Genomic DNA, 21,516 nt, shown 5'->3' with positions numbered 1-21,516 from the left:
GGTTATTGCGAAGGCATCACAAAACGGTCCGTTTATTTGAACTTTTTTCGGACAGTCAAAGGCCGTCCAGTGTAGCGAAAAAAATGGCTTCGACAAACACCGATGACACCTGATGAAAATTCAATGACGCAAAAAAGAAAGCCCCGGCGTCACTCTCGTGATAGCACCGGGGCTTTCCTTTCGTGTCAAGCAAGAATCAACGACTGGTAGCGATGTCCTGCTGAATGCTGGCGAAGGTGCGCGGCCAGGGTTTACTGGCCTGGACCTTGGCCGGCAGCTGCTTGACCGCCGCCTCGGCTGCCGCGCGATTGGCGAAGCTACCGTAGGTCACCACATAGAGCGCCTTGCCCTGGTAGCTCTTCTTGAAATAACGGAAGTTGCCACTGTCGGCCTGGCTGGCGATGAACGCCTGGGCGGCCTTCTCGGTGCTGGTCCCCACGACCTGCAGGGCATACTTGCTCCCGGACTGGCTGCCGTACCAGCCAGCGGCGGCACCTCCGGCAGCATGGGCCGGAGCAGCGGCAGGAGCCGGCTTGGCGGGTGTCGGAGCCGTCGGCGCGGACGCCGTGTGCTTGGGCGCCGGTGCGGCGACCGCCGGGGCACTGGGCGCCGGCGTGCGCGCGGGCGTGCGGCTGGGCAGCTCATCTTCATCGCTGATCGGCGGCGCGTCCGTGGTCACGGTCGGCGGTACTCCGCCCGCCCCCAGGTCATTGCCCGCTGCGGTACCAGCCTGGCGACCCCCGGCCGCTTCCGCCAGGGGCTCGCGGATCACCGGCTGCGATTCACCTACCAGCGGCAGGGGCAGCGGCTTGGAAGAGCCATCGAACTGGATAGGCGCGACCTGGGCGTCCTTGCTGGCCGAGGCCGAGCCCTGACCACCCAGCGGCAGCGCCTGGCCGCTCGCGGCAGTGGCCGGCGCCTCGCTCTTGCCGCCCTTGAGCGACAGCGCCGCGGCACCCACCGCCAGCACCACGACGCCCAGGATGACCAGATGCTTGCGCGGCAAGGCGGCCAGCAGGTTGCGCGAGCTCTTGGCCGGCGCAGCGGCCTTCTTGCGGCGGGCGCTCATGCCAGCCACCAGCACGTCCCGCGCTTCCTCGTTGAGCCGTCCCGGCCAGCCGCCGGAGCGTTCGTGAATGGTCGCGAGTTGCTCGTCGGTGAAGATCTCCAGGCCTTGGCCGGCACCTTCCAGGCGTTGGGCCAGATATTCTTCGGCCTCGCTCTCGCTGTAGGGCAGCAATTCGATGGCGTGGTAGCGCTCTTCACCCTGGGCGATGTCCTCGAGGCGCATCACTACCTCGGCCTCGCCGAACAGGAAGACGTGCAGACGTTCCTTCTCGGCGCCACCAGCCAGTTCCAGCAGGGCTTCCAGCGCGGGAGTGGCCAGCGCCTCGGCGTCATCCACCAGGATATAGACCTCCTGCCCCGCCAGGCGCACTTCCGCCGCCTGCTCGAGGATGGCCGCGGGAGTCTGGCTGCTCGCCCCGACCCCCTTGGCGACCTGGCCCAGCACGGTACGGGCGTCGCCGCCGTTCTGTGCGGAGATCACCACGCAATGCACGGCTTCCTTCTTGGTGCTGGCCACCAGCGCCTGGCGCAGCAGCGTCTTGCCACTGCCCTGCGGACCGCTGACCACCAGCAGCAACTGGCTGTAACGTGCCAGGTGGTGCAGTTGCCCCAGCACCGGCTTGCGTTGCGCCGGGAAGAACTTGAAGCCGGGTACCCGAGCGGCGAAGGGATCGTGAGTGAACTGATAGTGACCGAGGAAGGCTTCGTCGGCGTGCAGATTGGACATGGGACTCTCTTGTTCTCCTTACTGGGCGGTCAGCGCTTGGTAATCGGTACGCAGCGTCTGCTCGAGAATGTCGCGGGCGAAGTCGGCGGTCACCACGGCCTGGCCCAGGTCACTGAGCAGCACCAGCCGGAGTTGTCCATCCAGGACCTTCTTGTCCACCGCCATGAGGCGTTCGAAATCGGCCGGCTGCATGTCCGCCGGCGGCACCACGGGAAGCCCTACCCGCACCAGCAGGCGAATGGCGCGGTCGCGCTGCTCGGCACTCAACCAGCCCAGCAACAGGGACATCTGCAACGCCATCACCATCCCGGCCGAGACGGCTTCGCCGTGCAGCCAGACACCATAGCCCTGGTGGGTCTCGATGGCATGACCGAAGGTATGGCCGAGGTTGAGGATGGCACGCAGCCCCGACTCCCGCTCATCGGTACCCACCACGGCGGCCTTGGCGGCACAGGAACGCTCGATGGCCTCGGTGAGCGCCGCCTGGTCGAGGGACAGCAGAGCCTCGGCGTGCTCTTCGAGCCAGCCGAGGAAGGGCTCGTCGCAGATCAGGCCGTACTTGATGACTTCGGCCAGCCCGGCCGACAGCTCACGCGCCGGCAGGCTGGACAGGCTGTCGGTGTCGATGACCACCGCCTTGGGCTGGTAGAAGGCACCGATCATGTTCTTGCCGAGCGGGTGGTTGATGCCGGTCTTGCCACCCACCGAGGAATCCACCTGGGACAGTAGGGTGGTCGGCACCTGGATGAAGTCCACACCGCGCTGGTAGCAGGCGGCGGCGAAGCCGCCCATGTCGCCGATCACCCCGCCCCCCAGGGCGATGAGAGTGGTCTTGCGGTCGTGGCGGTCCTGCAGCAGACCGTCGAAGATCAGCTGCAGGGTTTCCCAATTCTTGTGCGCCTCGCCATCGGGCAGCACGATCGAGCTGATCGGTCGATCACCCAGCGTCCGCATCAGACGCTCCAGATAGAGCGGCGCGATGGTGTCGTTGGTGACGATGGCCACCTTGCGCCCGGCGAGATGCGGCAGGAAGCATTCCGGCCGATCCAGAAGGCCCTGGCCGATGTAGATCGGGTAGCTGCGCTCACCGAGCTCGACGTGAAGAGTCCGCATGCCGTCACCTTGATTCAAAGGGCGCCTAGCATAGCGCAGAACGCCTGCGGCTTTAATGCGGCGCCAGGGCTTTCAGACGGTCGAGTATCTGCAACACCACCAGCCGCGGCGGCCGCTCATCGGTTTCGATGACGATGTCGGCGATCTCGCGATAGAGCGGATCGCGCATGGCCATCAGGTTGCGCAGGACCGCCGCCGGATCGGCCGTCTGCAGCAGCGGGCGGTTGCGATCGCGGGCGGTGCGCTCGATCTGCTGCTCGATGGAGGCATGCAGATAGATCACCCGGCCACCGCGCTTGAGCGCCTGGCGATTATCCTCGCGCAGCACCGCGCCGCCTCCGGTCGCCATGACCAGGCCGTTTTCGGCGCACAGGTCGGCGATCGCGGCTCTCTCGCGCTCGCGAAAGCCTTGCTCGCCTTCCACATCGAAGATCCAGGGAATGTCGGCACCGGTGCGTTCTTCGATTACCTTGTCGGAATCCTTGAACGGCAACCGCAACTCCTTCGCCAGAAGCCGACCGATGGTGCTCTTGCCCGAGCCCATCGGCCCTACCAGAAACAGATTACGCACTTATGTCATCGACCAACCGCTATCGCCTGGTTGTTCATGATACGCGGCGTGAGGAAAATCAGCAGCTCCACTTTGCTGTCGGTGACCGCATCCCGGCGGAACAGCCGCCCTACATAGGGAATGTCGCCCAACATAGGCACCTTGATGGTGGATCGGGTCTGGGTATTGGAGAACACCCCACCGAGCACGATGGTCTCGCCATCGCTCACCAGCACCTTGGCATTGACCTCGTTCTTGCTGATCGGCGGTACGCCATTCAGGGCATTCTGGTAGTCCGGCGCATCCTTGTTGACCTTGACCTCCATGATGATGCGATTGTCCGGCGTGATCTGCGGGGTCACCTCCAGCGACAGAGCGGCCTGCTTGAAGCTGGTGCTGGTGGCGCCACTGGAACTGGCTTCCTGGTAGGGAATCTCGGTACCGCGCAGGATCTTGGCGGTCTCCTTGTCCGAGGTCACCACCTTGGGCTGGGAGATGATTTCACCATTACCGCTGGCCTGGAGAGCGGACAGCTGCAGGTCGAGCATCTTGCCGCCGACCATGAAGCCGATACCGATACCCGAGGTGCTGCCGCTGACACCCATGTCGACGAAGGGCGTAGGGGCCACACCACTAGTCGCGGTGTAGTTGCCGATGGTGGTCGTGCCGGGAAGGTAGACCTGCCCTGTCGTCTGGTTGACCGTGGTAGCGCCGTCCTTGCCGTAGACCGCGAAGTTACCCGAAGTGGCATTGCCCCCCCAGCGCACGCCCAACTGCTTGCTGTAGTCGACGTTGGCTTCCACCAGCCGCGCCTCGATCATTACCTGGCGCACCGGGATGTCCAGCTGGGAAACGATCCGCCGCAGCTCGTCCAGGCGGTTCTGGGTCTGGTAGGCGATGATGCTGTTGGTGCGCTCGTCCACCGAGATGGAGCCACGCTCGTCGGCGGTCTTGTCGGCGCTGGTCACCGACTGGAACAGCTTGGCGATGTCGGCCGCCTTGGCGTAGTTGACCTGGATGAGGTCACGGCGCAGCGGGGCCAGTTGCTGGATCTGCTTCTGGGATTCCAGCTCCTGGCGCTCGCGGGCGGCGATCTCGTCGGCTGGCGCCACCAGCAGCACGTTGCCGATCTGGCGCTTGTCGAGCCCCTTGGTCTTGAGGATCAGATCCAGGGCCTGGTCCCAGGGCACGTTCTGCAGGCGCAGGGTGATGTTGCCCTGCACGGTGTCGCTCGCCACCAGGTTGAGGTTGGTGAAGTCGGCGATCAACTGCAGCACCGAGCGCACGTCGATATCCTGGAAGTTGAGCGACAGCTTCTCACCGGTGTAGGTGAAGCGATCGGCGGCGCGCTTTTCCTTCTCCTCGGTGGTGAGCGGCTTGACGCTCAGGGTCAGGCGGTTGTTGGTCTGGTAGGCCAGGTAGTCGTAGGTACCGGTCGGCTCGATGACGATGGAGGCACCGCTACTGTCAGCCGAGGCGTTGACGAACTGCACCGGGGTGGCGAAATCCTTGACGTCCAACCGTACCCGCAGCTCTTCGGGCAGCTGGGTACCGGCAAAGGTCAGGCGAATCTTGCCGCCCTGCTCCTGGATATCCGGATTGATGCCGGTCTCGCTCAGGTCGATGACCACGTTGCCCTCACCCTGGGGACCGCGCTGGAAATCGATATGGCGGATCGCCTTGCCACGCAGTTGCGGTCGGGCGGTGGTCATGGCCGCCACGCTGGACGTAGCCGGGGTGGCTGGCGAGACCGTCCGTGCCACGCCACCCGTCGCCGGGGCGGTCACGGTGGCGGGGGCTACCGCGCGCGGCAGATTGGGGGTCAGGCCACCCTGGGCGGCGGCCGTCTGCCGGCCCGCCGTGCCACCGATGGTGACGAAGAGATTACGCCCGTCGACGCGGGTATCGTAACTGGCCAGGTTGGTGAGGTTGATGATCAGCCGGGTGCGGTTGCCGGCCTCCACCACCGTCACGCTGCGGGCATTGCCATTACCCAGGTCGCGGCTCTTGGTACCCAGCTTGTTGGATACCCCGGGCAGGTCCAGGGCGATGCGCGCTGGCTGCTCGATGGTATAGCCCTTGGGCGCGGCGACCGGCTGGTCGAAGGTCAGCTTGAGCTCGACGCGATCCCCGGGCAGGGAGGCGACGTTCAAGGCCTGCAGATCCGCCGCCAGCACTTGGCCGGCCAGGCTGCTCAGCAGCAGGGCCAGGCCCAGCCCCAGTCGTCCCGCGATAGTAGTGTTCACAGTGCTCGCCCTGCCCATTTAAGTCTTTTCCTTCAAGGTGATGGTGAGCGGCCGTTCCAGCCAGCCACCCTCGCCATCCGGGACGATTTCGATCACGTCGATCTCACCGTCGGTAATCTTGGTGATGCGTCCGTCGTTACGCCCCAGGTAATCCCCTACCTTGACGCGATGCACGCCGCCAGCACCGCTGACCAGCGCATAGCGGCCACTGGCATTGGCCAGGATGCCCACCATGCTGAAGGTGTCGATATTGAAGCCTTCGAGAAACTGCTTGGGTCGATTCGGGTCCGGCTTGATGTTGCCGGTACCCCGCTGACGCACCGTGGGATCTATACGTATCGGCGCCTGAAAGGGACTGCGCAAGGCCGACGCGGAATAGGTGAAAGGCTCGTAGGCGCGAAACTGCGGCAGCGGTTCGATGGAGCCGCGCGGCTTGGCGCGGGTCTCGTCCATGAACGCCTGCAGATCGCTGGTATCGCTGGAACCGCAGCCCACCAGCACGGTGGTCAGCAAGCAGAGCAACAGGGGCGTTCTCATTTGCCGAGCCCCTTGTCGTTGTAGCGATAGGTCTTGGCCAGGACGTTCATGCGCAACTTGCCGCCACCTCCGGAAACAGTGCCGCCACCGACCCCGTTCTTGTCGCCCACGGGCTTGAGATCGAAGTCGTGCAGGGTGACGATGCGCGGCAGGCTGGACACGCTGCTGACGAAGGTCGCCAGGTCATGATAGCTGCCGACGACGGTGATCTGGATCGGCAATTCGACATAGAACTGCTGCGTCACCTCCGGCAGCAGCTTGATCTGCTCGAACTCGAGACCACTGCCGAGCCCGGTACGGGTGATGTCCTCCAGCAGTGCCGGCACCTCGGTGTCGCCCGGCAATTGGCGTAGCAAGGCACCGAAGGACTCCTCCATCTCCACCATCTGCTGCTTGTAGGCGTCGAGGTTGGCGGCTTGGAAGGCCTTGCTGGCATATTGCTGCTTGAGGGCTTCTTCCTGGGCCCTCTGGCTTTCCAACTGCGCTTCCATGTCGCTGAGGTGGAACTGATAGCCGAGCAGCAGCACCACCAGCACGATCAGAAGACAGGCGATGACCTTGATCGGCTTGGGCCAGGAACCAAGGTTCTCGAAGTCCAGGTCATTGATGTCGATCTTGCGCAGACTGGCCAGGGAATCGGCGAGACTCATGGTTTGCCTCCCTTGGCGAGCGGTGCCGGCGTGGGCGCAGGACCACCGGGCTGGGTCTGCTTGACGGTGAGCTGGAAGGTGTTGGCCTGGTCCACCGCACCCGCGGTGGTCGCCTTCACTTCGATCAGCGTAGGCGAGGCGAACCAGTCCGAGGCATCCAGGTTACGCATCAGGTTGGATACCCGGTTGTTGGACTCCGCCTCGCCGCTGATGGACAGGGTGTCACCCTGCATCTTCAGTTCGCGGAAAAACACGCCGTCCGGCAGCGTCCGCACCAGTTGATCGAACACATGGCCGATTACCGGGCGGTTGCCCTGCAGGTCCTGGATGATCTTCATCCGCGCCAGCAACTGCTGGCGACGGGTCTTGAGCTCGCTGATCTCCTTGATGCGGACGTCCAGCTGGGCAATGTTCTGCTGGAGGAAAGCATTGCGCGCCTCCTGATGGGCGATTTCCCCGGACAGGTACTGATCGGCGAGGAACACGGCGCCGCACGACAGCACGAAGATGCCGCCCAGGATCACCAGGAACTGCTTGCGCCTTTCTTCGCGCAGCTGTTCCCGCCAGGGCAAGAGGTTGATGCGGGCCATTTAGTCGAAACTCCTCATGGCCAGGCCACAGGCGATCATCAGCGCCGGAGCATCCCCCGTCAGAGCCGCCGCGTTGACCTTGTTGCTGACGCTCATGTCGGCAAAGGGATTGGCGAGGACGGTCGGGGTGCCGATTTTCTGCTGGATCAAGCGGTCGAGTCCGGAAATTGACGCTGTTCCTCCGGCAAGCAAGATGTAGTCCACATCATTGTATTGCCCGGCGGCGAAGAAGAACTGCAGCGAGCGCGCCACCTGCTGCACCACCGCCTCGCGGAAGGGGGTCAGGACCTCGCTCTGGTAATCGTCCGGCAGTCCACCCTGTTTCTTGGCCAGGCCCGCCTCTTCCACCGACAGGCCATAGCGCCGCTGGATTTCCTCGGTCAGCTGACGGCCGCCGAACAGTTGCTCGCGGGTGTAGATGGTCTTGCCGTTGTGCAGCACGCTCAGGGTGGTCATGGTGGCGCCGATGTCGACGACCGCCACGGTCAGGTCATCGACGTGGCCACCCAACTGGTTGGCGAGCAACTGATAGGCCCGCTCCAGGGCGTAGGCCTCGACATCGACCACCTTGGCCGAGACGCCGGCCAGTGCCAGGGCCGCCTCACGGACCTCGACGTTTTCCTTCCGGCAGGCGGCAAGGAGCACCTCAACGCGCTCGGCATTGCGCGGCGACGGGCCTTGCACCTCGAAGTCGATGGCGACCTCGTCCAGCGGATAGGGGATGTACTGGTCGGCTTCGAGCTTGATCTGATTTTCCAGCTCGTCGTCGGACAGACCGGCATCCATCTCGATGGTCTTGGCGATCACCGCCGATCCGGACACCGCCACGGCAGCGCTACGGGCGGAGGTACGGGCCTTGACCAGCACCCGCCCGATGGCCAGGCCGACGCCTTCCAGCTCGGCGATGTTCTTCTCGACCACGGCGTTGGCCGGCAAGGGTTCCACCGCATAGGCTTCCACCCGATAGCGTCCGCCCGAACGGCTCAACTCGATGAGTTTCACGGATGTCGAACTGACGTCGATACCCAGCAGCGTATTCGCCTTCTTTCTGAATAGCCCTAGCACATCAGTTCCCTATGAGCGACGGTGGTGTTCCGCGGACGCGCATTAGATAACAGACTTGACACCCGAGCAAATAGCGGCCAACCGCCAAACGCGCCTATAATGGCGACGCCGTGTAGGCTGACCGTCACCTGTCGCCCTTTCCCTCTTTCCATTCGAAAAGTCTCTTGATGCGTGTTCTGAAGTTTTTCTGGTGGTCGCTGGTCGCCCTGGTCTGCAGCCTGTTGCTGGGCCTGAGCGGCGCCTTCCTCTACCTCAGCCCCAGCCTGCCCTCCATCGACGCCCTGCGTAACGTCCAGCTGCAGATACCACTGCGGGTGTACAGCGCCGATGGCAAACTCATCGCCGAATTCGGTGAGATGCGCCGCTCGCCGCTGCGCTTCAGCGAAATTCCGCCCGATTTCATCCATGCCCTGCTCTCCGCCGAAGACGACAACTTCGCCAATCATTATGGCGTCGATGTGAAAAGCCTGATGCGCGCGGTGAGCCAGCTGGTCAAGACGGGACACATCCAGACCGGCGGCAGCACCATCACCATGCAGGTCGCCAAGAACTACTTCCTTACCAGCGAGCGTAGCTTCTCGCGCAAATTCACCGAGATTTTGTTGGCCCTGCAAATCGAGCGCCAACTGACCAAGGACGAGATCCTCGAGCTCTACGTCAACAAGATCTACCTGGGCAACCGCGCCTACGGCATCGAGGCCGCCGCCCAGGTCTACTACGGCAAGTCCATCAAGGACCTGACCGTCGCCCAGATGGCGATGATCGCCGGCCTGCCCAAGGCGCCGTCCCGTTACAATCCGGTCGCTAATCCTGAGCGTAGCCTGGAAAGACGCAACTGGATCCTCGAACGCATGTTCAAGCTCGGTTACATCGACCAGGCGGCCTACCAGGCCGGCATCGCCGAGCCGCTCGAGGCCTATCACCACGTCGCCGTGCCGGAACTCAATGCCCCCTACATCGCCGAGATGGCGCGGGCGGAGATGGTCGGACGCTATGGTGGCGATGCCTACACCGATGGCTATCAGGTCTACACCACCATCGACAGCCGGCTGCAGACGGACGCCTTCGAGGCCGTGCGCGACGGCCTGACCGAATACGACCGCCGCCACGGCTATCGCGGCCCCGAGGCCCAGTGGCCGAACCAGAGTCGCGCCGAATGGGCCGCGCTGATCCAGAAGCAGCGCATCGTCGGCGGCCAGGACCCGGCCGTGGTCACCCAGGTGGAGAAGAGCGGCATCCTGGTCATGACCCGCGATGGCAAGGAAGAGGCCGTATCCTGGGAGTCCATGAAGTGGGCCCGCCCCTATCTCAGCGCCAACAGCCTGGGCCCGCGCCCGAATGGCCCTGGCGACGTGGTCAAGGTCGGCGACCTGATTCGCGTGCAGCGTCAGGATGACGGCAGCCTGAAGTTCTCGCAGATCCCCAAGGCGCAGAGCGCCCTGGTGTCCCTCGACCCGCAGGATGGCGCCATTCGCGCCCTGATCGGCGGCTTCTCCTTCGAGCAGAGCAACTACAACCGCGCGACCCAGGCGCGGCGCCAGCCTGGCTCCAGCTTCAAGCCGTTCATCTACAGCGCGGCGCTGGAAAAGGGCTTCACTGCGGCCAGCCTGGTCAACGATGCGCCCATCGTCTTCATGGACGAGAATCCCGACGAAGCCTGGCGTCCGAAGAACGACAACAATACCTTCCTCGGCCCGATCCGGCTGCGCGAGGCCCTCTATCGCTCGCGTAACCTGGTGTCCATCCGCGTCCTGCAGGCCATCGGCATCGACTACGCCCTGGACTACGTCAGCCGCTTCGGCTTCGAGCGGGACCAGTTGCCGCGCAACCTGTCCCTGGCTCTCGGCACCCCAGGCCTGACGCCACTGGAAGTGGCGACCGGTTGGTCGGTATTCGCCAACGAGGGCTACAAGGTGACGCCCTACGTGGTCGACCATGTGGCCGACCGTGACGGCAAGGTGGTCTATCGTGCCGCGCCGCCGCGTGTCCCCCAACAGCCCCAGGCGCAGGCGGCAGCGGGCGTCCAGGTCACGCCAGCGACGGATACCGCAGCGGCGGATCCCGCCAATCCAGCCCCGGTGTTCGCCCCCCAGGTGATCGACCCGCGCAATGCCTACATCATGAACAGCATGCTGCAGGACGTGATCAAGCGTGGTACCGGTCGTAAGGCGCTGGAGCTGGGACGCAACGACCTGGCTGGCAAGACCGGGACCACCAACGAATCCAAGGACACCTGGTTCTCCGGCTACAACGGCGACTACGTGACCACGGTGTGGGCGGGCTTCGACCAGCCCGACACCCTGGGCCGTCAGGAATTCGGTGGTACCGTGGCGCTACCGATCTGGATGAGCTACATGGGCGCCGCGCTCAAGGACAAGCCGCCGCATCAGCTCAAGGAGCCGGACGGCATCGTGTCCATCCGGGTCGATCCCACCACCGGCCGGGCGGCGCCGCCTGGCACACCCAACGCCTACTTCGAGCTGTTCAAGAGTGAGGACACTCCGCCCAGCCTGGACGAACTGCCGCCTGGCGTGGCGCCCGGCACGCCGCTGCCCTCCAGCGAAACCGTGCCCATGGACATCTTCTGATCTCAGGCCAATAAAAAACCCCGCCAAGGCGGGGTTTTTTATTGCACCAAGACTTACTTGGCGAAGACGTCGTCCACCGACTTCAGCGGATAGTTCGCCGGGTAGGGCAGCGTGGCTACGCCGGTCTCGATGGCGGCCTTGGCCACGGCATCGGATACCAGGGTGATCAGGCGCGCGTCCATCGGCTTGGGAATGATGTACTCGCGGCCGAAGCTCAGGCTGTCGACCTTGTAGGCCTCGCAGACTTCCTTGGGTACCGGCAGCTTGGCCAGGTCACGCAGGGCCAGGGCAGCGGCGATCTTCATCTCTTCGTTGATGACCCGGGCACGCACGTCCAGGGCGCCACGGAAGATGAAGGGGAAGCCCAGGACGTTGTTGACCTGGTTCGGATAGTCGGAACGGCCGGTGGCCATGATCACGTCGTCGCGGGTGGCGTGGGCCAGCTCGGGGGTGATTTCCGGGTCCGGGTTGGAGCAGGCGAAGACGATGGGGTTAGCCGCCATGCGCTTGAGGCCTTCGGCCGACAGCAGGTTCGGGCCGGACAGACCGACGAAGACGTCGGCACCCTCGAGGGCGTCGTCCAGGGTGCGCTTGCTGGTCTCGGTGGCGAAGGTCGCCTTGTACTGGTTCAGGTCGTTACGACCGCTGTGGACCACGCCCTGACGGTCGACCATGTAGATGTTCTCGACCTTGGCACCCATGCTCGCCAGCAGGCGCATGCAGGAGATGGCGGCGGCACCGGCGCCCAGGCAGACGATCTTGGCGTCTTCCAGGCGTTTGCCGGCGATTTCCAGGGCGTTGAGCATGCCGGCGGCGGTGACGATGGCGGTGCCGTGCTGGTCATCATGGAAGACCGGGATATCGCATTGCTCGATCAGGGCGCGCTCGATCTCGAAGCACTCGGGTGCCTTGATGTCTTCCAGGTTGATGCCGCCGAAGGTGATGGAGATGCGCTTGACGGTATCGATGAAGGCCTGAGGGCTCTCGGCGTCGACCTCGATGTCGAAGACGTCCACGCCGGCGAAGCGCTTGAACAGCACGCCCTTGCCTTCCATCACCGGCTTGGAGGCCAGCGGGCCAAGGTTGCCCAGGCCGAGGATGGCGGTGCCGTCGGAGATCACGGCGACCAGGTTGCCCTTGCCGGTGTAGCGATAGGCCAGTTCCGGGTCACGGCCGATTTCGCGGACCGGTTCGGCGACGCCGGGACTGTAGGCCAGGGACAGGTCACGAGCGGTCGCGGTGGGCTTGGTCAGCTCGACGCTGAGTTTGCCGGGACGCGGCTGGGCATGGTATTCGAGGGCGGCGGTTTTGAGATCAGACATTATTGGTATATCCGCGTGGTGTGGGTCTTGGGTCGGGCGAGAATACGCAAAGACTCAAGGTGCCACAAGCAATCGGCCATATGCCTGAAATCAATCGCAATACGACTTTCGGCTAAAACGATTCAACCCGCAGCCCCAGCATGTGCGGGTCGCTTACCGTCATCTGCCAACGCGCCCGACCGGCTTCCTGGCGGCGGCTACGATCGGAAATCCAACCCCGTGCCTCGAGGTTGCGGCCGATCCATTGCCGCAGCGGCACGCCGTCGAATGCATCGACGAATCGATTCGGGACATTGATCACCAGGTCGCCGTCGAACTGCAGCCAGAGGCCACCGCGATTGCGCTCGACATCCTGCAGGCGACCCTGCACCACGGCGAAACCACCTTCCACGATATTGGTGGCCGCGAGGGTCGGATCCTTTTTCCACACCCCAAGGCGAGCCTTGCGCGCCGCGCCTTCCGCCGCGGCCTGGCAGTCAGCCAGCCGGGTATTGGGGGCGATGGCCACCGCATAGCCGAGACCTTCGGCGATCAGTTGGGCTTCGAGATTTTGTCCCCGGCGGTCATAGAGGTGCGCCAGGGTCCGGCCGAAGCGGTCGGCTTCCTCGACACCGGGGACCAGCGTGAGGCGCTCGTCGCTGGCCTCGACCAGCGCCTGCAGACGCCGCCGGGCGGCTTCGGCGTAGGGCTGGGCCGTACCGCCGGACTTGCCCAGCTCGGGAGCATTGACGCCGATCAGCCGCACGGAGCGGCCGTCGACCAGGCGCAGGGTATCGCCATCCACCACCTGCCGGACCGTCACCTCCTGGCCATTCGGCAGCAAGGGACACGCCGCGGCTAGAACCTGCGGCGCCGTAACCAGGGCCCAAACGAAAAAGGCGCCCCAGAGGGACGCCTTTTTCAGTGTCGAACCATACGCAGATGGTCGACGACAGCCCATTACTTGCTGCTGCCGAACACGCCGAAGCGCTGCTTGAAGCGGTCGATACGGCCGCCAGCGTCCAGGACCTTCTGCTTGCCGGTGTAGAACGGGTGGCATTCGGAGCAGACGTCCAGGTGAATGTTCTTGCTCAGGGTAGAGCGGGTCTTGATGACGTTACCGCAGCTGCAGGTAGCTTCGATGGCTTCGTACTGCGGATGGATGTCAGCTTTCATGGGGCTATCCTCGGGGTCTAGCTGTGCCGCCACCCGGCGCCATTGCCGGATACCGCACAGATTTGGGCTGCAAATCATACCAGAGCAGCAGGGAGGCGCAAGCGACCCTCGCGCCACCCGTCTGCTACCATCGGGCTTTCCGCCCGCGAGCCCTGCCGTGCCTCCGATCCTGCGCCTGGCCCTGCCTTCCCCGCTGCGCCGCCTATTCGACTACCTGCCGCCCAAGGGCGTGGCAGCGGAACAGTTGCGCCCGGGCGTGCGCCTGCGCGTACCCTTCGGTCGGCGTGAAATGGTGGGAGTGTTGATCGAGATCGCCCAGGACAGCGAGGTCCCCGCGGACAAGCTGCGCCAGGCTCTACAACTGCTCGACGAGCGTCCACCGCTGCCGAGCGCCCTCTTCGAACTCTGTCAGTGGTCTGCTCAGTACTACCAGCACAGCCTCGGCGACACCTTGAGCTGGGCACTTCCTGCCCTTTTGCGTCAGGGAGAACCCGCGGAACGCCGGCTGCAGCGCTTCTGGATCGCCCAGCCCGATGCCCACCCGGAAGACCCGCGCCTGGCCCGGGCTCCGCGGCAGCGCGAAGCGCTCAAGACCCTGCGCCAGCACCCCCATGGCGTGCTGCACGAATTGCTCGGCCAGCTCGGCCTGGTCAAGGACAGTCTCGATCTGCTGCTGGCCAAGGGGCTGGTCAAGGTGGAGACCCGCTATCACCAGCCGACCCGGCACCAGGGTTCCTGGCTCGCCCAGGCCGAGTTGCCGCTCAACGGCGAGCAGCGCCTGGCCTATGAAGCGGTCCGCGCCGGCAGCGGCTTTCATTGCTATCTATTGGAGGGGGTGACCGGCAGCGGCAAGACCGAGGTCTATCTACAACTGATCCGTGCCACCCTGGAAGCGGGGCGCCAGGCGCTGTTGCTGATTCCGGAGATCAATCTGGGCCCCCAGACCCTGGGACGCTTCGAGCAACGCTTCAATGCCCGTATCGCCCTGCTGCATTCGGCACTGACCGATCGCGAACGCATGGACATCTGGCTGGCCGCCCGCGACGGCGAGGTGGACATAGTAGTGGGTACCCGCTCGGCGCTGTTCACCCCACTCAAGCATCCCGGCCTGCTGATTGTCGACGAAGAACACGACGCCTCCTATAAACAGCAGGAAGGCCTGAGGTATCACGCCCGCGACCTGGCAGTGGTGCGCGCCCGCCTGGAGAATTTGCCGGTGGTGCTGGGCTCGGCCACGCCGTCATTGGAAAGCCTGCACAACGCCGAGCAGGGGCGTTACGCCCATCTGCGCCTGTCGCTGCGTGCCGGTGGGGCCCAGCCACCGCGCTTCGAGCGGCTAGACGTGCGCAGTCGCCCACTGGACAGCGGCCTGTCGCAGCCACTGCTCAAAGCCATGGGCGCGACCCTGGAGCGTGGCCAGCAGGTGCTGGTGTTCCTCAATCGTCGCGGCTTCGCCCCCACCCTGCTCTGCCACGACTGCGGCTGGCTGGCCCAGTGCCCGCGTTGCGATGCGCGCATGACCTATCACCGCGGCTCCGGTGAGTTGCGCTGCCATCATTGCGATCAACGCGAGCGGCCGCCACGCCACTGCCCGTCCTGCGGCAAGCTCGATCTACGTCCGGTGGGCGCCGGGACCGAAAGAGCCGAGGAACGCCTGCAGCTGTTGTTCCCGGACATCCCGGTACTGCGCATCGACCGTGACACCACGGCGCGCAAGGACGCTCTGGGCAAGCTGCTGAGGACCATCCACAGCGGCGCACCCTGCATCCTGGTCGGCACCCAGATGCTCGCCAAGGGTCACCATTTCCCCAAGGTGACCCTGGTCGCCGTGCTGGATGCCGACAGCGGGCTGTTTTCCGCCGATTTCCGCGCCAGCGAACGCATGGCGCAGCAGATCGTCCAGGTGGCCGGTCGCGCCGGTCGCGCTGAAGAACCCGGGCAGGTGCTGATCCAGACCCACCTGGCCGACCATCCGCTGATGGTGCAACTGGCCGAGGAAGGCTATCCGGCCTTTGCCCGCCAGGCCCTGCAGGAGCGACGATCCGCCGGACTGCCGCCATTCGCCTATCTGGCGCTGCTGCGTGCCGACGCCCATCGCCAGGACCAGGTGGAGAATTTCCTCGAAGCGGCCTATCACGTGGCCGAGGGCCTGGCGGTGAATCTCGCCCTGCCCCAGGTGGAACTGCTCGGTCCGGTACCGGCGCCGATGGAAAGACGCGCCGGTCGCCATCGCGCCCAGTTGCTGCTGCAGAGCAGCAGCCGTGCGCCCCTGCATCGCCTGCTGGGCATCTGGGTTGTCCAGCTGGAAAGCCTGCCTGAAGCCCGCCAGGTGCGCTGGTCGCTGGACGTCGATCCCATCGATCTCTTCTAGTGGCACCGGCTTACCATTGGCAAGGCCGGGCCAGCCACGGATAATGCCGGGTTTTCATCGCAGTGCGCGCTCGGCGCACGCCGAAGGCCAACGACCATGAAAGACAGCATCCGCCAGCTCATCCAGCACGCCCTCGACCGCCTGATCGCCGACGGCACCCTGCCGGCCGACGTGGCCCCGGCCATCCAGGTCGAGAACACCAAGGACAAGAGCCACGGCGACTTCGCCAGCAACGTCGCCCTGCTGCTGGCCAAGCCGGCCCGGGCCAAGCCGCGCGACCTGGCCGAGAAACTGCTGGCCGCCCTACCCGCCGACCCGGCGGTGAGCAAGGTGGAGATCGCCGGCCCCGGCTTCCTCAACTTCTTCCAGAATCACGCGCAACTGGCCGCGCGGCTGGATGCGGCCTTCGCCGATCCGCACCTGGGCGTGCCCCAGCACGAGCCGCGGCAGCGCGTGGTGGTGGACCTCTCCTCGCCGAACCTGGCCAAGGAGATGCACGTCGGCCACCTGCGTTCTACCATCATCGGCGACGCCGTGGCGCGGGTGCTGGAATTCCTCGGCGACGAGGTGATCCGCCAGAACCACGTGGGCGACTGGGGTACCCAGTTCGGCATGCTGCTGGCCTACATGGAAGAGCAGCCCCAGGCCGCCGAGGGTGAGTTGGCCGATCTGGAGGTGTTCTACCGCGCCGCCAAGGGCCGCTTCGATGCCTCGCCGGAATTTGCCGCCCGCGCCCGCGAACTGGTGGTAGCGCTGCAGGCGGGCGATGCCCACTGCCTGCGCCTGTGGGAGCGCTTCAACGCCGTCTCCCTGTCCCACTGCCAGGAGGTCTACGACCGCCTCAACGTCAAGCTGACCCCGGCCGACGTCAAGGGCGAGAGCGCCTACAACGACGACCTGGCCCAGGTGGTGGCCGATCTGGACGCCGCCGGCCTGCTCACCGAGAGCGATGGCGCCCGCTGCGTCTTCCTCGAAGAATTCAAGAACGTCGAAGGCAATCCCCTGCCGGTGATCGTGCAGAAGGCCGGTGGCGGCTACCTCTATTCCACCACCGACCTCGCCGCCATGCGCTATCGCAGCCGCCAGCTGCATGCCGACCGCGCGCTCTACTTCGTTGACCAGCGCCAGGCCCTGCACTTCCAGATGGCCTTCGAGGTGGCGCGCCGCGCCGGCTTCGTCGACCCAGCCATGGACCTGGAGCACATGGGCTTCGGCACCATGAACGGTGCCGATGGCAGGCCGTTCAAGACCCGCGATGGCGGCACCGTGAAGCTGGTCGATCTGCTCGACGAAGCCGAAGAGCGCGCCTACCAACTGGTCAAGGAGCGCAATGCCGGTCGCGCCGAGCGCGGCGAAGCGCCGTTCAGCGAAGAAGAGTTGCGCCACATCGGCCGCGTGGTGGGCATCGCCTCGGTCAAGTACGCCGATCTGTCCAAGCACCGGACCAGCGACTACAGCTTCAACTTCGAGCAGATGCTCAGCTTCGAGGGCAACACCGCGCCCTATCTGCTGTACGCCTACACCCGCGTCGCCAGCGTGCTGCGCAAGGCCGAGCAGAGCGAACCCGCCGGCAGCATCCGCCTGGACGCGCCGCAGGAGCAGGACCTGGGCGGGCGTCTGGCGCAATTCGGCGAGATCCTCGCCAGCGTCGGCGACAAGGGCACCCCGCACCTGCTGTGTAGCTACCTCTATGACCTGGCCGGCCTGTTCTCCAGCTTCTACGAGAATTGCCCGATCCTGACTGCCGAGGACCCCGAACTGCGCCAGAGCCGCCTGCGCCTGGCCGCCCTCACCGGGCGCACCCTCAAGCAGGGTCTGGAACTGCTTGGTCTGCACACCCTGGAACGCATGTAAGAGACGGATCCCCGCCTGATGGCCACCAAGAAAGCCCCACCCAAGCGCGGCGCCAGTCGCAATACCTCGGCCCCCAAGAAACAGCCGCTGCCAGGCTGGGTCTGGCTCGCCTCGGGTCTGGCCATCGGTGCCTTCGTGGTCTTCCTGATGAAGCTCGAACCGGGCAACAAGGCAGTGCAGCGCACCAAGCCGGACGAGGGTCGGCCGGCGGCCACGGCGGGCAATGGCAAGGCACCGGCCGCGGCAGCCAAGACCGAGGCCACCCCGCCCACCCCGATCAAGCCCAAGTACGACTTCTACACCCTGCTGCCCGAATCTGAAGTGATCGTGCCGCCGGACGCCGTGCCGCGTAATCCGGCGGCCAAGCCGACCACCCCGACCAAGCCGGATGCCACGGCGACTCCGGCGCAGCCCGCCAGCACCACGGCGCCGGCTACGACCGCGACCACGCCTGGCCAGACCGCCGCCACGCCGCCCAAGGAAGCCACCACCAAGCCCCAGCCGCCAGTGACGCTATTCTTCCTCCAGGCCGGCTCTTTCCGCACCCAGGCCGATGCCGACCGGGTGCGCGCCCAGATCATCATGCTCGGCCAGGACGTGCGGGTGGAATCGGGCAAGGTCAAGGACGACACCTGGTACCGGGTGCTGGTCGGCCCCTACAGCGATCGCGACCAACTGACCCAGGCGCAGAAGCAGCTCGCCGGCAGTGGCTTCAAGAATCTGTTGCTGCAACAGCGCCGCGGTCACTGATTAGGCGAATCCCCTCGCCGCGACGCTTGAAGGGCGTCGCGGCCATCCCCATATCTCCGCGTAACCGGGGCTGACTGCCCCAAGCAACGCGGAGAGATTCCCTTGACCACCATCGTTTCTGTACGCCGCAACGGCAAGGTCGTGATCGGCGGCGACGGCCAGGTTTCCCTGGGCAATACCGTCATGAAAGGCAACGCCAAGAAAGTCCGGCGGCTGTACCGGGGCGAGGTGCTGGCCGGTTTCGCCGGCGGTACCGCCGACGCCTTCACCCTCTTCGAGCGCTTCGAGGCGCAACTGGAGAAACACCAGGGCCATCTGGTCCGCGCCGCTGTCGAGCTGGCCAAGGACTGGCGTACCGATCGTGCCCTGCGTCGCCTGGAAGCCATGCTGGCGGTCGCCAACAAGGACGCCTCCCTGATCATCACCGGCAATGGCGACGTGGTGGAGCCCGAGGAAGGCCTGATCGCCATGGGTTCCGGTGGCGCCTATGCCCAGGCCGCCGCCCGCGCCCTGCTGATGCACACCGACCTCAGTGCCCGCGAGATCGCCGAGACCGCGCTCAACATCGCCGGTGACATCTGCGTGTTCACCAACCGCAACCTGACCATCGAGGAGCTGGACGCGCCCGAGGCGTGATCCGGCTTAGAGACTGCCCATGTCCATGACCCCCCGCGAAATCGTCCACGAACTCAATCGCCACATCATCGGCCAGGACGACGCCAAGCGCGCCGTGGCCATCGCGCTGCGCAATCGCTGGCGGCGCATGCAACTGCCCGCCGAACTGCGCCCCGAGGTCACGCCGAAGAACATCCTGATGATCGGCCCCACGGGCGTGGGCAAGACCGAGATCGCCCGGCGCCTGGCCAAGCTGGCCAATGCGCCCTTCCTCAAGGTGGAAGCCACCAAGTTCACCGAGGTCGGCTATGTCGGCCGCGACGTCGAGTCTATCATCCGCGACCTCGCCGATGCCGCGGTGAAGATGCTGCGCGAACAGGAAATGGTGCGTAATCGCCACCGCGCCGAAGACGCCGCCGAAGAGCGCATCCTCGATGCCCTGTTGCCCGCTGCGCGTCCCTCGGTGGGCTTCAGTAACGAGCCGCAGCCGGCCGCGACCGATAGCAACACCCGTCAGCTGTTCCGCAAGCGCCTGCGCGAAGGCCAGCTGGACGACAAGGAAATCGAGATCGAGGTGGCCGACACCCCGGCCGGCGTCGAGATCATGACCCCGCCCGGCATGGAGGAGATGACCAGCCAGCTGCAGAATCTCTTCGCCGGCATGCAGAAGGGCAAGACCAAGCAACGCAAACTCAAGGTCAAGGAAGCCCTCAAGCTGGTCCGCGACGAAGAAGCCGCGCGCCTGGTCAACGAGGAAGAACTCAAGGGCCGCGCCCTGGAAGCCGTCGAGCAGCACGGCATCGTCTTCATCGACGAGATCGACAAGGTGGCCAAGCGCGGTAACACCAGCGGCGCCGATGTCTCCCGCGAGGGCGTGCAGCGCGACCTGCTGCCGTTGATCGAAGGCTGCACCGTCAACACCAAGCTGGGCATGGTCAAGACCGACCACATCCTGTTCATCGCCTCGGGTGCCTTCCACCTGTCCAAGCCCAGCGACCTGGTGCCGGAACTGCAGGGCCGTCTGCCGATCCGCGTCGAGCTCAAGGCGCTGACCCCGCAGGACTTCGAGCGCATCCTCACCGAGCCGCACGCCTCCCTCACCGAGCAGTATCGCGAACTGCTCAAGACCGAGGGGCTGCACGTGGAGTTCGCTGCCGACGGCATCACCCGCATCGCCGAGATCGCCTGGCAGGTCAACGAGAAGACCGAGAACATCGGTGCCCGGCGCCTACACACCTTGCTGGAGCGCCTGCTGGAGGAGGTTTCCTTCAGCGCCGCCGACCTGGCCGGCCAGCAGAATGGCGAGCCCATCGTCATCGACGCGGCCTACGTCAACGGCCACCTGGGCGAACTGGCCCAGGACGAAGACCTGTCGCGCTATATACTGTGATGGTAGGTTTGGTGCCTAGGTAACGTCACTGCGCCCACCCTCGTCCCGCCTTATCGCGGCCATGGGCCGCTCCTACAGCAGCCGGATATTCTGTAGGAGCGGCCCATGGCCGCGATAAATCTGCTCGCCACCTTGAGCTAGGCCACAGGCTCCGCCAGAGAATCTCAACATGCGCACCCCCATCGCCATCCAGCTGCACAAGGCCTCGAAGACCCTCAGCGTCAGCTATGGCGCGGAAACTTTCGACCTGCCCGCCGAATTCCTGCGGGTGCATTCGCCCTCGGCCGAGGTCCAGGGGCATGGCAACCCGGTGCTGCAATTCGGCAAGCAGCACGTCGGCATCACCGCGGTGGAACCGGCCGGGCGCTACGCCATCAAGTTGACCTTCGACGACGGCCACGACAGCGGCCTGTTCAGTTGGGACTATCTCTACGAACTCGGCACCCGCCGCGACCAGCTCTGGGCCGATTACCTGGAAAAACTGGCCCGCGCCGGCAAGACGCGGGATCCGCACGTCAGCGCGGTCAAGCTGATGCTCTAGCCTGGTCTCAGGCCGCCAGCGCCTTGTCCAGCTTCCGCTCGATCTCTTTCTCGATCTGGCCGCTGAGCATCGAGAACATCATGCCCAGGGTCGCCAATACCCGCACGCGGTCTTCCGCCACCTCGATCCGCCCATCCACACCACTGCGCGCGAACTTCAGGGTATCGCCTTCCCAGGTGCAGGCCACTCCATAGTCGCGCGTGAGTTTTTCGGCCAGTTGATCGGCCTTCTGGCGAACGCCCTCCAGGCCTAGGGAGTGGCTGCGTTCGATGGTGATCTGGGACATCGGGGAACTCCGGTTGAGGGGCCCTGACTATAGCGAGGGCCCGTCACCTCGCCAATCGCGAGAACCGAGCGGTCAGCGCAGGTTTTAGCCAGGCAAGC

19 protein-coding genes are annotated in these 21,516 nt (G+C 65.1%); 7 read left to right on the top strand and 12 right to left on the bottom strand.

Going from position 1 to position 21,516, the window contains the following annotated elements; genetic code table 11:
- Positions 1–196: 196 nt before the first annotated feature.
- Genes QZ471_RS20970 through QZ471_RS20935 form a run of 8 tightly spaced genes read right to left on the bottom strand, consistent with a single transcriptional unit; the run spans position 197 to position 8,546 of the window.
- Positions 197–1,795 carry an AAA family ATPase gene (locus tag QZ471_RS20970; protein ID WP_295467467.1) on the bottom strand — a complete coding sequence of 533 codons (1,599 nt, stop codon included), beginning with the start codon at positions 1,793–1,795 and terminating at the stop codon, positions 197–199.
- Between the two features lie 18 nt (positions 1,796–1,813).
- Positions 1,814–2,908 carry a 3-dehydroquinate synthase gene (gene aroB, locus QZ471_RS20965; protein WP_295467465.1) on the bottom strand — a complete coding sequence of 365 codons (1,095 nt, stop codon included), beginning with the start codon at positions 2,906–2,908 and terminating at the stop codon, positions 1,814–1,816.
- Between the two features lie 52 nt (positions 2,909–2,960).
- Positions 2,961–3,479: a shikimate kinase AroK gene (gene aroK, locus QZ471_RS20960; RefSeq protein ID WP_295467463.1), complete on the bottom strand. Its 519-nt coding sequence runs from the start codon at positions 3,477–3,479 to the stop codon at positions 2,961–2,963.
- Positions 3,480–3,484: 5 nt separating this feature from the next.
- Entirely contained in the window at positions 3,485–5,722 is a 2,238-nt protein-coding gene (gene pilQ / locus QZ471_RS20955; RefSeq protein ID WP_295467461.1) for a type IV pilus secretin PilQ, read from the bottom strand.
- Positions 5,723–6,241: a pilus assembly protein PilP gene (locus QZ471_RS20950; protein ID WP_295467459.1), complete on the bottom strand. Its 519-nt coding sequence runs from the start codon at positions 6,239–6,241 to the stop codon at positions 5,723–5,725.
- The gene (gene pilO / locus QZ471_RS20945) at positions 6,238–6,891 is read right to left on the bottom strand and encodes a type 4a pilus biogenesis protein PilO (RefSeq protein WP_295467457.1); all 654 of its coding nucleotides are present in this window, start codon (positions 6,889–6,891) and stop codon (positions 6,238–6,240) included. The genes QZ471_RS20950 and pilO overlap by 4 nt, the downstream gene beginning before the upstream one ends.
- Positions 6,888–7,481, bottom strand: a complete 594-nt coding sequence (locus QZ471_RS20940; RefSeq protein WP_295467455.1) for a PilN domain-containing protein — start codon at positions 7,479–7,481, stop codon at positions 6,888–6,890. The genes pilO and QZ471_RS20940 overlap by 4 nt, the downstream gene beginning before the upstream one ends.
- The gene (locus QZ471_RS20935; protein ID WP_295467453.1) at positions 7,482–8,546 is read right to left on the bottom strand and encodes a pilus assembly protein PilM; all 1,065 of its coding nucleotides are present in this window, start codon (positions 8,544–8,546) and stop codon (positions 7,482–7,484) included. It lies immediately after the preceding gene.
- A 167-nt stretch (positions 8,547–8,713) separates the two neighbouring features.
- Here QZ471_RS20935 and QZ471_RS20930 point away from each other — a divergent pair, with 167 nt between their 5' ends.
- Entirely contained in the window at positions 8,714–11,134 is a 2,421-nt protein-coding gene (locus tag QZ471_RS20930) for a penicillin-binding protein 1A (RefSeq protein WP_295467452.1), read from the top strand.
- Between the two features lie 53 nt (positions 11,135–11,187).
- Here the strand turns inward: QZ471_RS20930 and QZ471_RS20925 are convergent, their stop codons facing one another.
- The 3 genes from QZ471_RS20925 to rpmE all read right to left on the bottom strand — a co-directional run bounded on the left by QZ471_RS20925 (position 11,188) and on the right by rpmE (position 13,611).
- Positions 11,188–12,456: a malic enzyme-like NAD(P)-binding protein gene (locus QZ471_RS20925; RefSeq protein ID WP_295467450.1), complete on the bottom strand. Its 1,269-nt coding sequence runs from the start codon at positions 12,454–12,456 to the stop codon at positions 11,188–11,190.
- Positions 12,457–12,568: 112 nt separating this feature from the next.
- A complete protein-coding gene (locus QZ471_RS20920) occupies positions 12,569–13,396 on the bottom strand; it encodes a thermonuclease family protein (RefSeq protein WP_295467448.1) in 828 nt (275 codons plus the stop codon).
- Positions 13,396–13,611, bottom strand: a complete 216-nt coding sequence (gene rpmE / locus QZ471_RS20915) for a 50S ribosomal protein L31 (RefSeq protein WP_058764925.1) — start codon at positions 13,609–13,611, stop codon at positions 13,396–13,398. Before rpmE ends, QZ471_RS20920 begins: the two co-directional genes overlap by 1 nt.
- Before the next feature lie 157 nt (positions 13,612–13,768).
- On the opposite strand from rpmE, the gene QZ471_RS20910 reads away from it, so the two are divergent.
- The 6 genes from QZ471_RS20910 (at position 13,769) to QZ471_RS20885 (ending at position 21,132) form a co-directional block, all read left to right on the top strand.
- Positions 13,769–15,982: a primosomal protein N' gene (locus tag QZ471_RS20910; RefSeq protein ID WP_295467445.1), complete on the top strand. Its 2,214-nt coding sequence runs from the start codon at positions 13,769–13,771 to the stop codon at positions 15,980–15,982.
- Between the two features lie 96 nt (positions 15,983–16,078).
- A complete protein-coding gene (gene argS / locus QZ471_RS20905) occupies positions 16,079–17,836 on the top strand; it encodes an arginine--tRNA ligase (RefSeq protein ID WP_295467443.1) in 1,758 nt (585 codons plus the stop codon).
- Between the two features lie 18 nt (positions 17,837–17,854).
- Positions 17,855–18,586, top strand: coding sequence for an SPOR domain-containing protein (locus tag QZ471_RS20900; protein ID WP_295467441.1), 732 nt, complete (start codon positions 17,855–17,857; stop codon positions 18,584–18,586).
- A gap of 102 nt (positions 18,587–18,688) precedes the next feature.
- The gene (gene hslV / locus QZ471_RS20895; RefSeq protein WP_295467439.1) at positions 18,689–19,222 is read left to right on the top strand and encodes an ATP-dependent protease subunit HslV; all 534 of its coding nucleotides are present in this window, start codon (positions 18,689–18,691) and stop codon (positions 19,220–19,222) included.
- Between the two features lie 19 nt (positions 19,223–19,241).
- A complete protein-coding gene (hslU, locus tag QZ471_RS20890; protein WP_295467437.1) occupies positions 19,242–20,591 on the top strand; it encodes an ATP-dependent protease ATPase subunit HslU in 1,350 nt (449 codons plus the stop codon).
- Positions 20,592–20,760: 169 nt separating this feature from the next.
- Positions 20,761–21,132, top strand: a complete 372-nt coding sequence (locus tag QZ471_RS20885) for a DUF971 domain-containing protein (RefSeq protein WP_295467435.1) — start codon at positions 20,761–20,763, stop codon at positions 21,130–21,132.
- A 7-nt stretch (positions 21,133–21,139) separates the two neighbouring features.
- Here the strand turns inward: QZ471_RS20885 and QZ471_RS20880 are convergent, their stop codons facing one another.
- Complete coding sequence (locus QZ471_RS20880) at positions 21,140–21,418, bottom strand: polyhydroxyalkanoic acid system family protein (protein WP_295467434.1); 279 nt, start codon at positions 21,416–21,418, stop codon at positions 21,140–21,142.
- Positions 21,419–21,516 lie beyond the last annotated feature (98 nt).

Source organism: uncultured Pseudomonas sp. (assembly GCF_913774235.1).
GTDB lineage: Bacteria > Pseudomonadota > Gammaproteobacteria > Pseudomonadales > Pseudomonadaceae > Chryseomonas.
Note: the sequence above shows the minus strand (reverse complement) of the source record. Positions and strands in the feature narration are given on the sequence as shown.

Bases quoted from the DNA above. Each gene is read 5' to 3' on its own strand.
- QZ471_RS20970 (WP_295467467.1), bottom strand. From the start codon at position 1,795: ATGTCCAATCTGCACGCCGACGAAGCCTTCCTCGGTCACTATCAGTTC.
- aroB (WP_295467465.1), bottom strand. From the start codon at position 2,908: ATGCGGACTCTTCACGTCGAGCTCGGTGAGCGCAGCTACCCGATCTAC.
- pilQ (WP_295467461.1), bottom strand. From the start codon at position 5,722: ATGGGCAGGGCGAGCACTGTGAACACTACTATCGCGGGACGACTGGGG.
- QZ471_RS20950 (WP_295467459.1), bottom strand. From the start codon at position 6,241: ATGAGAACGCCCCTGTTGCTCTGCTTGCTGACCACCGTGCTGGTGGGC.
- pilO (WP_295467457.1), bottom strand. From the start codon at position 6,891: ATGAGTCTCGCCGATTCCCTGGCCAGTCTGCGCAAGATCGACATCAAT.
- QZ471_RS20940 (WP_295467455.1), bottom strand. From the start codon at position 7,481: ATGGCCCGCATCAACCTCTTGCCCTGGCGGGAACAGCTGCGCGAAGAA.
- QZ471_RS20930 (WP_295467452.1), top strand. From the start codon at position 8,714: ATGCGTGTTCTGAAGTTTTTCTGGTGGTCGCTGGTCGCCCTGGTCTGC.
- QZ471_RS20925 (WP_295467450.1), bottom strand. From the start codon at position 12,456: ATGTCTGATCTCAAAACCGCCGCCCTCGAATACCATGCCCAGCCGCGT.
- QZ471_RS20920 (WP_295467448.1), bottom strand. From the start codon at position 13,396: ATGGGCTGTCGTCGACCATCTGCGTATGGTTCGACACTGAAAAAGGCG.
- rpmE (WP_058764925.1), bottom strand. From the start codon at position 13,611: ATGAAAGCTGACATCCATCCGCAGTACGAAGCCATCGAAGCTACCTGC.
- argS (WP_295467443.1), top strand. From the start codon at position 16,079: ATGAAAGACAGCATCCGCCAGCTCATCCAGCACGCCCTCGACCGCCTG.
- QZ471_RS20900 (WP_295467441.1), top strand. From the start codon at position 17,855: ATGGCCACCAAGAAAGCCCCACCCAAGCGCGGCGCCAGTCGCAATACC.
- hslU (WP_295467437.1), top strand. From the start codon at position 19,242: ATGTCCATGACCCCCCGCGAAATCGTCCACGAACTCAATCGCCACATC.
- QZ471_RS20885 (WP_295467435.1), top strand. From the start codon at position 20,761: ATGCGCACCCCCATCGCCATCCAGCTGCACAAGGCCTCGAAGACCCTC.
- QZ471_RS20880 (WP_295467434.1), bottom strand. From the start codon at position 21,418: ATGTCCCAGATCACCATCGAACGCAGCCACTCCCTAGGCCTGGAGGGC.